The sequence below is a fragment of the Streptomyces sp. NPDC002838 genome (assembly GCF_040295365.1).
Classification (GTDB): Bacteria; Actinomycetota; Actinomycetes; order Streptomycetales; family Streptomycetaceae; genus Streptomyces.
Genome location: NZ_JBEOVF010000007.1, coordinates 165,976 through 180,790, shown reverse-complemented (window position 1 = coordinate 180,790; position 14,815 = coordinate 165,976). Strand labels below are relative to the sequence as shown.

Here is a 14,815-nt window from a genome sequence, read left to right as displayed (position 1 = left end):
CCCCCGACCGGCTCCCCGAGAACCCACCCCCGCGCGCCCGCCCCAACCCGTTACTCTTGTCCCCGCGCCGCCGGTGGAGGCGGCGCGGGGTGGGTTGCCCGAGCGGCCTAAGGGAACGGTCTTGAAAACCGTCGTGGCAGCGATGTCACCGTGGGTTCAAATCCCACACCCACCGCACCTGCGTGAAGGGGCGCCCCGATTCTGGGGCGCCCCTTCCGTGTGGCGGGTCTGCCGGGCATTCGGCTCAGGTCAGGCTGGAGGGCGGAACGTCACTTCGGCGGCTCGGGCGCCGGTGCCGACACCACCACCCGCAACAACCGCAACTGCCCAATCTCCGCCGCATTCTTCATCAGCTCGGCGTTCACCCAGGCCAGCATGTCGGCAACCGTGTACTCCGGATCGTCCGGCCAGGGGAACGGGGCCGTGGTGTCCAGGTCCGGGTCGGTGAGGTGGGCCAGGGCTGCCAGCCAGTCCGTGCGCAGGCTTCGTAGCCACTCCACGGTCGGCAGGCCGGCGCCGGGCCAGGTGACGTCGGTCCGCTCGCGGGGTGGGCGTCCGGCCACGTGGTCGAGGGTGACGCTCCACCACCAGCCGATGTGCCAGCTCAGCCAGGCGATGGTCGGGACGGGTACGGGGTCGGGCTCGGTGTCCGCCCAGTCCGGTGTCCATGTGCCGTCGGCGGCCTGGCGTACCGTCCAGCAGTAGGGCGTCGGCTCCCACAGGAAGTCCTCGGGTTCGAGCCGGCCTAAGTGGTATTCGAACAGCGACCAGGTCAGGTCGAATTGCCGGCGCAGCAGATCGGATCGGGAAACGGTCACCGTGCGACCCTGGCACACCGGTCCGCGTCCCGGAAACGGGATTTCCGGGGCTCCGGGTGAACGGGATCTCGCAGCTGCAGCAGGGGCTACAGCGGGGGCTACAGCTCGTAGTCCCGGGCCAGTTCCTCCCAGGGAAGCTCACGAAGGGCAGCCTCCGCGTCGCAACCCGAAGGCATTCGGGCCGTGGGCTGGAACCAGACGACGGTCAGAGCTGAGCGGTACAGCACCGGATCGTGGGCCGGGTCCAGTGCCGTGGAGCGGAAGACGCCGACGCACGCCACGGCCGGCAGCACCTCGACCGGGCCGAACCCGCCGGCGTACTGGTCGGGATACTCACGCGGGGGCGGGACGAGGTGCACCGGGGCGGAGAAGGCCCGTTCGGCGCTTCGCAGCAGGCTCTTGATCCTCACCTCGTTGACGGGCTTGCACGGATAGCCCTCCAGCGTCCCGCCGTACGTGGACGACAGCCGAAGTTCCCTGAGGTCGAGCGAACGGCCGGACGTGAGGACGACGCGGGTCAGGGACATGGTCGGCACTCTGGAGCGGTGGTGCATGGTCTTCCTCTGGGTTTTGCCGGCGGTGTCCCGGTGTCCCGGTGGCGCGTCTCGTGGCCGGTGTCGGCCGGGCTCTTCAGGGCTGATGCCCTGTCATCCGCGCCGCCGACGCGATCGTCGCGCGGGCCTCGCGCTCGCTGAGCCCGGTGTTCAGGGCCGCGTCGACCAGGGCGTCGACGAGGGCGGGGCCGATGCCGTCCTCGTAGGCGCGGCAGGCCGCCCAGAAGAGGCGGGTGTTTCGCTGGCCCTCGTGCGCGGCGAGGACGAACTGGACGAGGCCCTGGCCGTGTCCGCCTGCCGACGGGGGCGTGGGGTGGTGCGTGCGGGGCGGGGGCAGCAGGAGGCGGAGCAGGGCGGGCGGGCAGGCCGCGGGGGCCAGGTGGGCGGTGCCGGGAGCCGTGGCGTACACGCCGTGCTCCGTGCGGGAGCCGGGGCCGACGAGGTAGCCGCCGGCGCCTCGGATGTCGATGCCGGGGGCGAGGCGGCCGGCCGAGTTGGGGACGACGACGTCGGGTGGGCCGCTCAGCCAGAGGTGGCGGCCGCCGCTCGGGGTGAGCACGACGACCGTGTCGGGGATCGTGAACAGGTGACGCAGGGCGAGCTCGCGCAGGGCGGCCGAGGAGTCCGTGCCGGACTTCGTGTCGAGGTCGACGCCGATGAGGTGGTGGGGCGGGAGGCCGCACGCGATGCCGTAGCCCGTCGCCCAGGGCGCGGCGGCGAACAGTTCGCGGATGCGCGCGGAGTCGGTGGCGGCGTCGTAGATCCCGTGGCCGAAGCGCCCGCACTCGCCGTGGCAGGGCGGGGCGGAGGGGTCGTCGCGGTGCGGGGAGCGCAGGGCCGGGAGCTTCGTCCGGGACAGGGGGATGACGGCCAGTCCGCGTTCGGCGGCTGACAGGGCGTGTGCGAGGGCCAGCGTCGTGGCCTGCCGGTCGGTGGTGGCCATGCCTCCATGTTCGTACGTGTGTTCGAAAAAGGGAAGAGGGGTGGGCGCGACTCGCCGGGCGGGGTGTATTGGCTGGAAATGTGCCGGAACGATTCCTCTCTCGTGCCGCTTGGGGTGGAGGTGTCCGTACATGCTCTGAGCTGGGACTGGAGTAACGAAAGGGGTTTATCGACTTGTCATCACGCTTCAGTGCGAATCACGGCTTCCGGGGTGGTTCGCCGGGGATTCGGTGGGCAACTCTGGATTCGCGACGTCGTGCACCATCGCCGGGGCGGTCGGCCAACTTCCCTGGTAGCAGCCGTACTTACGTATTTCCGGCAGTACAGCCGGTGCGTACTTCGTTCTGGAGGAACAACATGGCAAGCATCCGTACCGCCCGTGTCATCGCCGCCGTATCCGCCCTTCCGCTGGCAGCCGCGCTGTTCACCGGCGTCGCGGCGGCGGACAGCGGCGCGATCGCGGACAACGGATCGAGCGCGTCGGCGACGGACGCCGCGGCCGCTGTCGTCGGCAGTGGTGTCGGCGGCGACAACTACGGCAACTCGTCCACCACACAGCAGCAGGCGACCGGCTCAGGTGCCTCGAACCAGAGCAACACCGCCCAGGTCAACGGCTCCGCGTTCACGTCCGTCCAGCAGGGGAACGACAACACGGCCGTCAACTTCACCCCGCTGTGGTGGTGATCTGAGGGGGCCGGTGCTCCGGTATCGGTCTTCTGGACTTCTGTGCATGGGGTGCTTTGTGGGGTGAGAACGCGCCTGCGCGGCGGTGCTACGGCATCGCCGCGCAGGCGTTTTCTCGTGCGGGTCGCCGACCTTGACACCTGGCTTTATCTGACGGACAGTCAGAAATCTTCGTGAGGACAGTGGGAACCGGGCCGGCGGCTGCGGTGTACCAGAAATGTCAAGACGATGTGGCACGGGATGACCAGGGGGCGACGGTGAGGGACGAGCTGGGGACGCGGCTGAAGGCCTTCGAGGGACGGTCCGCAACCGTCGCAGGCGTCGGCAAGGACCCCGTCAACGCGCCCATGATCCGGCACTGGTGCGAGGCGATGGGCGATACGAACGAGGCGTACACCGGCCCGGACGCCATCGCCCCGCCCACGATGCTCCAGGCGTGGACCATGGGCGGCCTCTCGGGCCACCGCGGCCCCACCGGCCGACCCGGCAGCTCCGGCCGGACGGAGGCGTACGACGATCTCCTCACCCTCCTCGACGAGGCGGGCTGCACCTCGGTCGTCGCCACCGACTGCGAGCAGGAGTATCTGAGACCGCTCCGGCCGGGCGACGAGATCACCTTCGACACGGTGATCGAGTCGGTGTCGGAGCGGAAGACCACCAAACTGGGCACGGGGTACTTCGTCACGACCCGCACGGACATCCGGGTGGGCCCGGACCTCGCCGGCACCCACCGCTTCCGCATCCTCAAGTACGCCCCCGCCCGCCGACGCGAGAAACCCCCGCGCCCCCGCCCGGTCGTCAACCGGGACAACGCCGGATTCTGGGAGGGCGTCCAGGAGCACCGGCTGCTGATTCAGCGCTGCACGGGCTGCGGGACCCTGCGCTTTCCTTGGCTGCCCGGCTGCAACTCCTGCGGCGGCCCGGAGTGGGACACGGTCGAGGCGAGCGGCGAGGGCACGGTCTATTCGTACGTCGTCATGCACCACCCGCCCTTCCCCGCCTTCGACCCTCCGTACGCGGTCGCCCTGATCGAGCTGGCCGAGGGCGTGCGGATGATCAGCAACGTGACCGGAGTGCCGTACGACAAGGTGCGGATCGGCCTGCCGGTCACTCTCGAATTCCAGGCACACGACAAGGAGTTGGTGCTGCCGGTCTTCCGCGCCGGAAGGGAGGCGGCCGTATGAAGGCGGACGGAGACCGGCTGAGGGCCGACGCGGACGGGCTGAGGGCCGGTGACGTGCTGCCCCCGCTGGAGATCCCGGTCACCCGCACGCTGATCGTCGCCGGGGCGATCGCCTCGCGCGACTACCAGGACGTGCACCACGACACGGAACTGGCCCGGGAGAAGGGCTCCCCCGACATCTTCATGAACATCCTGACGACGAACGGCCTGGTCGGCCGGTACGTCACGGACCACTTCGGCCCACGGGCCGTACTCCGCAAGGTGGCCATCAGACTGGGCGCGCCCAACTACCCCGGAGACACGATGGTGTTGACGGGCACGATCGAGGAGGCCGACGGCGACACCGCAACCGTCCGTGTGATCGGAGCCAACGCGATCGGCAGACATGTGACCGGCACGGTGACGGTCACCCTTCCGACGGGAGGCGCGGGATGAGCGTACGCACGCGGGACACCCTCGGCGGGCGGGCGGCGATCGCCGGCATCGGGGCCACGGAGTTCTCCAAGGACTCCGGCCGCAGTGAGCTGCGGCTGGCCGTGGAGGCCGTGCGGGCCGCACTCGACGACGCGGGTCTGACGCCGGCGGACGTGGACGGGATGGTGACGTTCACGATGGACACCAGCCCGGAGATCACGGTGGCCCAGGCCTGCGGGATGGGAGAGCTGTCCTTCTTCTCCCGCGTCCACTACGGCGGCGGGGCGGCCTGTGCCACCGTCCAGCAGGCCGCGCTCGCCGTAGCCACAGGGGTGGCCGAGGTGGTGGTCTGCTACCGCGCCTTCAACGAGCGGTCGGGGCGGAGATTCGGCTCGGGCGTGCAGCACCGGGGGCCGTCGGCCGAGGGGGTCGCGCTCGGCTGGTCCCTGCCGTTCGGACTGCTCACCCCGGCCTCCTGGGTGGCGATGGCGGCGCAGCGGTATCTGCACACGTACGGCCTGACCCCGGAGGCGTTCGGACATGTGGCGGTGATGGACCGCGGGTACGCGGCGACCAACCCGGCGGCGTACTTCCACGGCCGGCCCATCACCCTCGCCGACCACACCGCCTCCCGCTGGATCGTCGAGCCGCTGCGGCTGCTGGACTGCTGCCAGGAGACGGACGGAGGCCAGGCGCTGGTCGTCACCTCCGTGGAGCGGGCCCGCGACCTGCCCCACCCGCCCGCGGTCATCAGGGCCGCCGCCCAGGGCGCGGGCCGGGCGCAGGAGCAGATGACCAGCTTCTACCGCGACGACCTGACCGGCCTGCCGGAAATCGGCGTCGTGGCCCGGCAGCTGTGGCGCACCTCCGGGCTCACGGCCGCCGACATCGACGTAGGGATCCTGTACGACCACTTCACGCCGTTCGTGCTGATGCAGTTGGAGGAGTTCGGATTCTGCGGCAAGGGGGAGGCTGCGGACTTCGTACGCTGCGCCGAGCTCCCCCTCAACACGCACGGGGGACAGCTCGGGGAGGCCTATCTGCACGGTATGAACGGCATCGCGGAGGGGGTACGGCAGCTCAGGGGCACGGCGGTGAACCAGATACCGGGAGCCGATCGCGTTCTGGTGACGGCGGGGACGGGGGTGCCGACGTCAGGCCTGGTGCTGACGGCCGACGGATGAGCCCTCAGGGGTAAACCCGCAGTACGTGTCGTCCTCCAGTCCACCTTCAGGAGGTGCAGCCAGCCCCACCCCTACAACCTGAGGCGGATCCGTCTTCGGGACCTGCGGCCGATCCGCCGGAGGTACCCCCGCTCATAGCGTGGAGCCATGACCACACCCGTCTGCACCAGCGCTTCGAAGGCCGCCTCACTGGCGAAGCAGACCCTTCCGTACCCCTCGTTCTCGTCGTACGTGAAGGCCCGCCAGCCGGTGCTGCTGCGCACCGCCCGGTCGCTGACCGCGAACCCGTGCGACGCGGAGGACCTGCTGCAGACCGCGCTCGCCAAGACATACGTCGCCTGGGAGCGCATCGAGGACCACCGCGCGCTGGACGGCTATGTCCGCCGGGCGCTGGTGAACACGCGCACGTCGCAGTGGCGCAAGCGCAGGGTCGACGAGTTCTCCTGCGACGAGCTGCCCGAGCCGGAGCCCGTGCGCGGCCGCGACGACCCGGCGGAGCAGCAGGCGCTGCATGACGCCATGTGGCGGGCCATCATGAGGCTGCCCGCCCGACAGCGGGCAATGGTCGTCCTCAGGTACTACGAGGACCTCAGCGAGGTCCAGACGGCCGAGGTGCTCGGGGTGTCCGTCGGGACGGTGAAGTCGGCCGTCTCCCGGGCGCTGGGCAAGCTGAGGGAGGACCCTGAGCTGGAGCCGGTGCGGTAACCGTAAGCGGCGTGCGAACACAGCGCGCGCCGAGCCCTTCTGAGACGGAGCCGAACTCTCCACGGGGTCTCCCCAGTACCCGTCGGTAGGCGTTCTGGTATGGCTTGTCCCTCGTTGTACTGTGCAGATCCAAACACCCGGGCGCACCAAGTCTCTGTAAAACACCTGGATTTGGGCCTTGTCGTCGGCCGGCGCTTTTGATGCTGCCGCGACCGCCCCGCCCGGACCCCCACCGCGCACGTACTGGAGAGACCAACCATGCCCAGGCACAAATTCACCGTCATGAACAAGGGCGCCCTGGTGGCCGCCGCAGGTGTCCTCGCCGTCGCGACCGGTGCCGGTGTGATGGCGACCGCCGGAGCCGCCGAACCGCAGGAGGCGAAGGGACCGGTGCCGAAGATGGTCGTCGGGACGGTGTTCGCCCCGGTGAGCCTTGCGCCCTACGCGCAGGCGGTGACCTACAACACCGACCTGGTACCGGTGGCCGCCCGGGTCCAGGTCAAGGAGGAGCTGCGCCGCAGCGGCGGGACGCGTATCGAGCTGCGCGTGCGGGACCTCGGCGAGAACCGTGTCTACGGCGCCCATGTCCACACCAAGCCCTGCGGCAAGCTGCCCGCGGACGCCGGGCCGCACTACCAGGACAAGCAGGACCCCGTGCAGCCCTCGGTCGACCCCGAGTTCGCCAACCCGCGCAACGAGGTGTGGCTGGACCTGACCACCAACAAGGACGGCTCGGCCCGCTCGATAGCCACGGTGGACTGGCGCTTCCGTGAGGGAGGCGCCCGTTCCGTGGTGATCCACGAGATGGCCACCTCCACACATGAAGGCCACGCAGGAACGGCCGGTGCGCGGCTGGCCTGTGTGAACGTGCCGTTCATGTAGCCCGCCCGGGCCCGGGAGGCCGCGCCGGAGGGCCGACCGTGATCGCCGCAGCCCGGTAGGATCGGTCGGCCCGGACGTGCGAGGCGCGTCCGGGCCATGTCGCGACATCGGTGAACGAATCACCGTCAGCTAGTGACATACTGCCCGGTATGCCAGCACAATCGCGGGACACTACCTTCGCGTAGCGCTTCAATGAGGAGGCCCCCGGTGCTGAGCACGATGCAGGACGTACCGCTGCTGATCTCGAGGATCCTGACCCACGGGTCGACGATCCACGGGACGTCACAGGTGACCACTTGGACCGGTGAGGCCGAGCCGCACCGCCGTTCCTTCGCCGACGTCGGCGCCCGCGCCGCCCAGCTGGCGCACGCCCTGCGCGAGGACCTCGGGGTCGTCGACGACGACCGGGTGGCGACCCTGATGTGGAACAACGCCGAGCATGTCGAGGCCTACTTCGCGATCCCCTCCATGGGCGCGATCCTGCACACGCTCAACCTCCGCCTCCCGCCCGAGCAGTTGGCCTGGATCGTGGGCCACGCGGCGGACAAGGTGGTGCTTGTCAACGGTTCGCTGCTCCCCCTGCTCGCCCCCCTGCTCCCGCACTTCAAGACGGTCGAGCACGTCGTCGTGTCGGGCCCGGGCGACCGCTCCCTGCTCGCGAGCGCGGACGCCTCCGTCCAGGTGCACGAGTACGAGGACCTGATCGCCGCCAAGCCGACCACGTACGACTGGCCGGAGCTGGACGAACGCCAGGCCGCCGCCATGTGCTACACCTCCGGCACCACCGGCGACCCCAAGGGCGTGGTGTACAGCCACCGTTCGATCTACCTGCACTCGATGCAGGTCAACATGGCCCAGTCGATGGGTCTGACCGACCAGGACACCTCGCTGGCCGTGGTCCCCCAGTTCCACGTCAACGCCTGGGGCCTGCCGCACGCCACCTTCATGACCGGCGTGAACATGCTGATGCCGGACCGCTTTCTGCAGCCCGGCCCGCTCGCCGAGATGATCGAGCGGGAGAAGCCGACCCATGCGGCCGCCGTGCCCACCATCTGGCAGGGCCTGCTCGCCGAGCTGACCGCCAAGCCGCGCGACGTCTCCTCCCTCACCCAGGTCACGATCGGCGGCTCGGCCTGCCCGCCCTCCCTCATGGAGGCCTTCGACAAGCTCGGCATGCGGGTCTGCCACGCCTGGGGCATGACGGAGACCTCCCCGCTCGGCACGATCGCCCGTCCGCCGGCCCATGTGGTGGGTACGGAGGAGGAGTTCGCCTACCGCCTCACCCAGGGCCGCTTCCCGACGAGCGTCGAGGCCCGCCTCACCGGCCCCGGCGGCGAGCGCCTCCCCTGGGACGGCAAGTCGGCAGGCGAGCTTGAGGTGCGCGGCCCGTGGATCGCGGGCGCCTACTACAACGGCCTCGACGCCGAACCCCTGCGCCCCATCGACAAGTTCAGCGAGGACGGCTGGCTGAAGACCGGCGACGTGGGGACGATCTCCCCCGACGGCTACCTCACCCTCACCGACCGCGCCAAGGATGTCATCAAGTCCGGCGGCGAGTGGATCTCCTCGGTCGAGCTGGAGAACGCGCTCATGTCCCACCCCGACGTCGCCGAAGCGGCCGTGGTCGCCGTCCCCGACGAGAAGTGGGGCGAGCGCCCGCTGGCCACCGTCGTCCTCAAGGAGGGCGCCACCGCCGACTTCGAGTCGCTGCGCGCCTTCCTCGCCGACGAGGGCGGGATCGCCAAGTGGCAGCTCCCGGAGCGCTGGACGATCATCGAGGCGGTGCCGAAGACGAGCGTCGGCAAGTTCGACAAGAAGGTGCTGCGCAGGAAGTACGCGGAGGGGGAGCTGGCCGTCATCCAGCTCTGACCCAGGCCTGCACAAGACACAAGAAGGGCGCGCCGGGCGGGACATCAAGCATCCCGCCCGGCGCGCCCTCGGTTGCCCAGTGGTTGGCTAGTTGGTCCCGATCCGAGCGAGCAGGTCCACGATCCGCGACTGCACCTCACTGCTGGTGGACCGCTCCGCGAGGAACAGCACCGTCTCGCCGGAGGCCAGCCGCGGCAGGTCGGCCTGGTCGACCGCGGCGGTGTAGACGACGAGCGGGGTGCGGTTGAGCTGCCCGTTCGCGCGCAGCCAGTCGACGATGCCGGCCCGGCGCCGGTGCACCTGCATCAGGTCCATCACGACCAGGTTCGGCCGGAACTGCCCCGCCAGCGTCACCGCGTCGGCATCGCTCGCGGCCCGCGCCACCTGCATCCCGCGCCGCTCCAGCGTCGCGGTCAGCGCCAGCGCGATCTCGGCGTGCTCCTCGATGAGCAGCACGCGCGGCGGGTGCTGCTCGCTGTCGCGCGGCGCGAGCGCCTTCAGCAGTACAGCGGGGTCGGCGCCGTACGCCGCCTCGCGCGAGGCCTGCCCGAGCCCGGCCGTCACCATCACCGGTACCTCGGCCGCGACCGCCGCCTGCCGCAGCGACTGCAGCGCGGTACGCGTGATCGGCCCGGTCAGCGGGTCGACGAACAGCGCGGCGGGGAACGCCGCGATCTGCGCGTCGACCTCCTCGCGCGAGTGCACGATGACCGGCCGGTAGCCACGGTCGCTCAGCGCCTGCTGGGTCGTCACATCCGGCGCCGGCCACACCAGCAGCCGGCGCGGGTTGTCCAGCGGCTCCGGCGGCAGCTCGTCGTCCATCGGCTGCGGGCGCGGGGAGTCCGACACCTCGACGGCACCGCCCGGCCCGTCCAACGGCTCGGGCCCCTCGGCGGCGTTCTCGTCCGGCGCGCCTATGGCGTACGACCGCCCGCTCCCCTCGGTCGCCTGCGCCAGCCGGGACTGCCCGGCCAGCGAGGGCTGCGGCTGTGCGGGGGCCTGCTCGGTCGGCGGATGCGGACGGGCCGCCTGCTCGGCGGGCGCGGCGGCGGGATCGGGCCGGGTACCGAGCTTGCGGCGACGGCCGGAACCGCCCGGCTGATGCGGGGCGGGCGTGGCCGACGGAAGCGGGCCGTTCGCCGTCGCAGGCTGCTGCACCTGAGCAGCCTGCCGCGTGAACGGCACGCCCTGCCCCAGCGTTCGCACGCTGATCGCCCGACCCTGCGTGGAGTTGGGATCGACCGGCGCGGCGGCGGCCTCGGCGGGCAACGGCTGCGCGGCCCGGGGCTGCGCGGCGGCGGCCTCCGGGGGGAGGGGGGTGCCGGGCGGCGGGGTGCCCTGCGCGGCCTGTGGGGCTTGAGAGGCCTGTGGGGGCTGCGGTGCTTGGGCGGCCTGCGGGTTCTGCGGGGTGGCCGGGTCCTGCGGTACGGCGGTGGCGGCGCCGTTCGGCTGAGCGGGCGCCGTGGCCGTGTGCGGAGGTACGGGGGTTGCCGCACCGTTCGCCGATACGGCCGTACCGGCGCCGGGAGTGTCGTCGGCGACGGGCCACGGCTGCGGGGCGGGGGTGCCCGGTGCGGGCGTGCCTTGCGGCGGGGTGCCCTGGTCGGGGGCGGCCTCGGCCGGGAGCGGCTGACCGGCGCCGGCGGGGGTGGGGGCAGGGGCGGGCATGCCCTGGGGGTTCTGGTGGCCCTGGTGCGGCTGAGGGTGGCCCGGGACGGCCTGGGCGGGCAGGCCGGTCTGACCGGGCGCGTTCTGTGCCGGTGCGTTCTGCGCCGACCCGTTCCGCACAGCCGGGTTCGGCACGGGGACGGCGCCCTGGCCCGGCGCCGGAACCGGCTGGCCGGGCGCGGCCTGGACGCCAGGAGCGACGGCACCGTGGGCGGGTACGGGAGCACCCGGCTGTACCGGCTGCCCGGGCGGAACGGGCTGGCCCGAGGCATTGCCCTGGGCTTGAGGCACGCTCGCCTGAACCGGAGCCCTCTGTGCGGGAACCTCGTGCACCGGAGCACCCTGCGGAACCGAAGCCCCTTGAGCCGGGGCCCCCTGCACAGGCGCCCCACCGGCCTCCGCCTCCGCGCGCTGCCCCACCGCCCGCCGACGGCGGCCCGTCGGCGCGCTCGACGGGTGCGGCTGCGGCGGAGTGTGGTCGTCGGCCTGGCTGTGCGGTACGGCGTCGTGCCGACCGTCGTCGACGAGTCCGTCAGCGGGGACGCCCTGACCGGGAACCCCCTGGCCAGGCACCTGCCCCTGCCCCGCGGCAGCAGCCACGGGCCCCTGCCCCTGCTCGTCCGCGATCCCCTCCGCACCGTCGCCGGACGGCTGGTCCGCCGCGGCGGGCGGCAGGGCGAACACCGTACGGGGCGCCGCCTCCTGCGCGGCGGCGCGCTCCGACGCGGCGGCCAGGGCACGCCGACGCCGGCCGGTCGGCTGCTGCGGATTGTCGGCGGGGTCGGCACCCTGGGCCGATTCGGCGGAAGCCGCGGGCAGCGCGGGCGGCAACGCGTGCTGTTCGCCGGAGTCACGCCGGGCGCGCCGTCCGCCGGTGTCGGGCACGGGCACGCCCTGCGGCGGCACGGTCCCGCCCAGACCGGTCCCCGCGGCCGCGGTTCCGGCGCCATGCTCGCCGGCCATGACGACGGCACCCTCCGACACACCATCGCCCTCGGCAGCGTCGTCACCGACACCCTCGGCGGGCCGCCCACGGCGCCGCCCGGTACCCCCGGAGACCTCCGCGCCGTCGCTGGCCGCCTGCGCCGGTAGCGCGGCCTCCTGGCCGCCCGCCGCCCGTCGCCTGCGCCGCCCGGTGGGCGCGGCGGCCTCCGCTGCCTCCGGCTCCGAACCCTCGGCGCCTGCCGCCTCGCTCTCCAGGAAGGCGTCGGTGGTGGCCCTGCGGGCCCGTCGCCGCCCACCGCCGGAGGCGGCCTGCTCGGGCAGGGCGACCTCTTGAGGGGCGGCTTCCAGAGCGGCCGGTCCCGGAGCGGCGACGGCCCCCGCCCCGCCACCGATCGGCACTTCGAGGACGTACGCACTGCCGCTCATCCCCGGCACCTCGTGCGTCTGCAGCACGCCGCCGTGGGCGCGCACGATTCCGCGCACGATCGGCTCGTGCACCGGGTCTCCGCCGGCGTACGGCCCGCGCACCTCGATGCGTACGCCCTCGCCGCGCTGCGCCGCCGCCACGACGACGGTGTTGTCCATGTAACCGCCCGCCGAGACGGGCGAGTTGCCGGTCGCGTCGACACCGGCGACGTCCGCGACGAGGTGGGCGAGCGCGGTGGCGAGGAGCCGGGGGTCGACCTCGGCCTCGATGGGCGGCGCGTGCACGGCGAACTGCACGCGCCCGGGCCCGATGAGCTCCACGGCCCCGTCGACGCCCGCCGCCACGACGGCGTCGAGCATGACCTTCGTACGAGTGATGTCGTCGGCGCCCGTGTCGAGCCGCTGATATCCGAGGACGTTGTCGATGAGGGTCGTGATCCGCGAATAGCCGGCCGACAGGTGATGGAGCACCTGGTTGGCCTCGGGCCACAACTGCCCCGCGTCGTCGGCGGCCAGCGCGGCCAGCTCGCGGCGCAGTTCGTCGAGGGGCCCGCGCAGCGACCGCCCGAGCAGCGTCAGCAGCTGCTCGTGCCGCCCGGCGAGGGCCTCGTAGCGGTCCTTCTCCCGCTCCCCCAGGGCGGCGTACCGCTCCTCGCCCGCGGCGAGCTCCTCCTCGTGCCGCTCCTGGAGCTCCTCCAGTTCGGTCACGTGCTTCTGGCGCAGCGCGGTGAGTTCGGAGGCGTGGTCCTCGGAGAGCCGCTCCAGCTCCTCCTCGTGCCGCTGTTCGGCGGTGGTCTTCTCCTCGGTGAGCGCGTCGTACGGACGCCGGTCGGTGAAGGTCATCACGGCGCCGACGAGCTGGTCGCCGTCGCGCACGGGCGCGGTCGTCAGGTCGGCCGGAACCTTGTCGCCCTTCTTCGACCACAGCACCTGCCCGCGCACCCGGTGCTTGCGCCCGGAGCGCAGGGTGTCGGCGAGCGCCGACTCCTCGTACGGGAAGGGAGTGCCGTCGGCACGCGAGTGGAGGACGAGGTCGTGCAGCTCACGCCCGCCGAGGTCACTGGCCCGATAACCCAGTATCTGAGCGGCGGCCGGATTGACGAGCACGATCCGCCCGTCGGTGTCCGTCCCCACGACACCCTCCGACGCGGCCCGCAGGATCATCTCGGTCTGCCGCTGCGACCGGGCCAGCTCGGCCTCGGTGTCGACGGTCCCGGTCAAGTCCCGTACGACGAGCATCAGCAGCTCGTCGCCGCTGTAGCCGTAGCCGTCGTAGGCCTGCTGGCCGTTCTCCAGATTCGCGCTGGTGACCTCGACCGGGAACTCGCTCCCGTCGGTGCGCCGGGCCATCATCCGGGTCGGCTTGGTGCGCCCGCGCGGGTCCATGTGGTCGGGCCGCCGCATGGACCCGGGGATGAGCCTGGAGTCGAAGTGCGGCAGCAGGTCGAGAAGCCCCCGGCCCACCAGAGCGGTCCCCGGCGCCTCGAAGGCCTCCAGGGCGATGGTGTTGGCGTTGACGACGGTCCCATTGGCGTTGACCAGCACCAACGCATCGGGAAGCGCGTCGAGTATGGCTGCGAGGCGAGCAGCGCCTCGGGATGGCCTGCTGCTCACGAGACGCTTCCTCCCTGTTACCGCACCTTGCCGACCGCTCGGGCCATCTTGCCAACCTGCCCGCGACGTGTCACGCGAGGGAGTCTAAGGGCAGTGGTTGCGCTCGCGACGCCGGATGAGAGGGAGGTCGCACGAGGAAGTGAAGCAGAACGTGTGACCGGACATGCGACCACTTGCAAGGGTTCCTGCTCAGCCTTCCGATTCGGCTTCGCGAGACGTTCGCGACACCTTTACGGCACTCTCGCGGGGCTCTTGCGGAGTCGGGGCATCCGCCATGAAAGAACCGTGACGGCGGGCCGGGCGCGTCCATGGAACCCCGAAGGCCGCTCGCCTACCGAGCCTGAGCCTTGACCGGGGCCCTGAGGTCGGGCAGCAGCGGCACGAGCCGATCCCACCGCCCGATCTCACATCCGTTGCTGCGGTCGAACGTCGCGTCGACGGGCCGCCCGGCCCAGGTGCCGGTGACATGCGCGGTGGCCGGCCCGCCGTACTGCATGGTGCAGAGGGTGTTCCGCGGCACGGAGGCGAAGGCGTCCTTCCCCCAGCGCGTGTTCCGGTCGACGGCGCCACAGGCCCCGCTGACGTCGGGATGGCTCCCCCCACCGGGGTGACAGTCCACCTCGTACGTCCCGTCGGCACGGCCCGCGTTCCGCACGGTGACGGTGAGGTGATCGCCGCCCGCCCGGTCCTCGTCCCGGACGGGCGGGGGCGCGGCGAGGGAGGAGGAGGCGGCGGCGGGCGCGGCGGACACGGACACGACGGAGCCGGCGGCAACGATCAACTGAGCGAATCCTGCGAACCGGCCGAGCCGGAAGACCTGCGACATGCCCTGACTAACGCCTGGGCCCTGCGGACGTTGCGCGCCACCGGACAACGCCCCACCGGCGCCGACGGCGCAGCTAAGGGCTTTGCTCTGCGACCCGCCCG

General features: G+C 72.0%; 12 protein-coding genes and 1 tRNA gene. 8 read left to right on the top strand and 5 right to left on the bottom strand.

Going from position 1 to position 14,815, the window contains the following annotated elements:
- Positions 1 to 88: 88 nt before the first annotated feature.
- Positions 89 to 175 (top strand) — tRNA-Ser (locus ABT063_RS12385).
- A 94-nt stretch (positions 176 to 269) separates the two neighbouring features.
- Here ABT063_RS12385 and ABT063_RS12380 read toward each other — a convergent pair.
- The 3 genes from ABT063_RS12380 to ABT063_RS12370 all read right to left on the bottom strand — a co-directional run bounded on the left by ABT063_RS12380 (position 270) and on the right by ABT063_RS12370 (position 2,315).
- A complete protein-coding gene (locus ABT063_RS12380) occupies positions 270 to 818 on the bottom strand; it encodes a DinB family protein (RefSeq protein ID WP_351057206.1) in 549 nt (182 codons plus the stop codon).
- A 98-nt stretch (positions 819 to 916) separates the two neighbouring features.
- The gene (locus tag ABT063_RS12375) at positions 917 to 1,345 is read right to left on the bottom strand and encodes a hypothetical protein (RefSeq protein WP_351057205.1); all 429 of its coding nucleotides are present in this window, start codon (positions 1,343 to 1,345) and stop codon (positions 917 to 919) included.
- A 103-nt stretch (positions 1,346 to 1,448) separates the two neighbouring features.
- Complete coding sequence (locus ABT063_RS12370; RefSeq protein WP_351057204.1) at positions 1,449 to 2,315, bottom strand: bifunctional DNA primase/polymerase; 867 nt, start codon at positions 2,313 to 2,315, stop codon at positions 1,449 to 1,451.
- Positions 2,316 to 2,671: 356 nt separating this feature from the next.
- On the opposite strand from ABT063_RS12370, the gene ABT063_RS12365 reads away from it, so the two are divergent.
- From ABT063_RS12365 to ABT063_RS12335, 7 genes are all read left to right on the top strand, one after another.
- The gene (locus ABT063_RS12365; protein WP_351057203.1) at positions 2,672 to 2,998 is read left to right on the top strand and encodes a hypothetical protein; all 327 of its coding nucleotides are present in this window, start codon (positions 2,672 to 2,674) and stop codon (positions 2,996 to 2,998) included.
- A 257-nt stretch (positions 2,999 to 3,255) separates the two neighbouring features.
- On the top strand, positions 3,256 to 4,182 hold the full coding sequence (locus ABT063_RS12360; RefSeq protein WP_351057202.1) for a bifunctional MaoC family dehydratase N-terminal/OB-fold nucleic acid binding domain-containing protein: 927 nt from the start codon (positions 3,256 to 3,258) through the stop codon (positions 4,180 to 4,182).
- Between the two features lie 38 nt (positions 4,183 to 4,220).
- Positions 4,221 to 4,616 (top strand): MaoC family dehydratase, encoded by a 396-nt coding sequence (locus tag ABT063_RS12355; RefSeq protein ID WP_351057301.1) that lies wholly within the window; start codon positions 4,221 to 4,223, stop codon positions 4,614 to 4,616.
- Positions 4,613 to 5,779 carry a lipid-transfer protein gene (locus ABT063_RS12350; protein ID WP_351057200.1) on the top strand — a complete coding sequence of 389 codons (1,167 nt, stop codon included), beginning with the start codon at positions 4,613 to 4,615 and terminating at the stop codon, positions 5,777 to 5,779. Before ABT063_RS12355 ends, ABT063_RS12350 begins: the two co-directional genes overlap by 4 nt.
- A 147-nt stretch (positions 5,780 to 5,926) precedes the next feature.
- Positions 5,927 to 6,484, top strand: coding sequence for a SigE family RNA polymerase sigma factor (locus ABT063_RS12345; RefSeq protein WP_351057199.1), 558 nt, complete (start codon positions 5,927 to 5,929; stop codon positions 6,482 to 6,484).
- A gap of 258 nt (positions 6,485 to 6,742) precedes the next feature.
- Complete coding sequence (locus ABT063_RS12340) at positions 6,743 to 7,366, top strand: superoxide dismutase family protein (RefSeq protein WP_351057198.1); 624 nt, start codon at positions 6,743 to 6,745, stop codon at positions 7,364 to 7,366.
- Positions 7,367 to 7,558: 192 nt separating this feature from the next.
- The gene (locus tag ABT063_RS12335; protein WP_502990802.1) at positions 7,559 to 9,235 is read left to right on the top strand and encodes a long-chain fatty acid--CoA ligase; all 1,677 of its coding nucleotides are present in this window, start codon (positions 7,559 to 7,561) and stop codon (positions 9,233 to 9,235) included.
- An 87-nt stretch (positions 9,236 to 9,322) separates the two neighbouring features.
- Here ABT063_RS12335 and ABT063_RS12330 read toward each other — a convergent pair whose 3' ends face one another.
- Both ABT063_RS12330 and ABT063_RS12325 read right to left on the bottom strand, forming a co-directional pair.
- Positions 9,323 to 13,888 (bottom strand): PAS domain-containing protein, encoded by a 4,566-nt coding sequence (locus ABT063_RS12330; RefSeq protein WP_351057196.1) that lies wholly within the window; start codon positions 13,886 to 13,888, stop codon positions 9,323 to 9,325.
- A gap of 331 nt (positions 13,889 to 14,219) precedes the next feature.
- A complete protein-coding gene (locus tag ABT063_RS12325; protein WP_351057195.1) occupies positions 14,220 to 14,714 on the bottom strand; it encodes an SSI family serine proteinase inhibitor in 495 nt (164 codons plus the stop codon).
- Between the last annotated feature and the right edge of the window lie 101 nt (positions 14,715 to 14,815).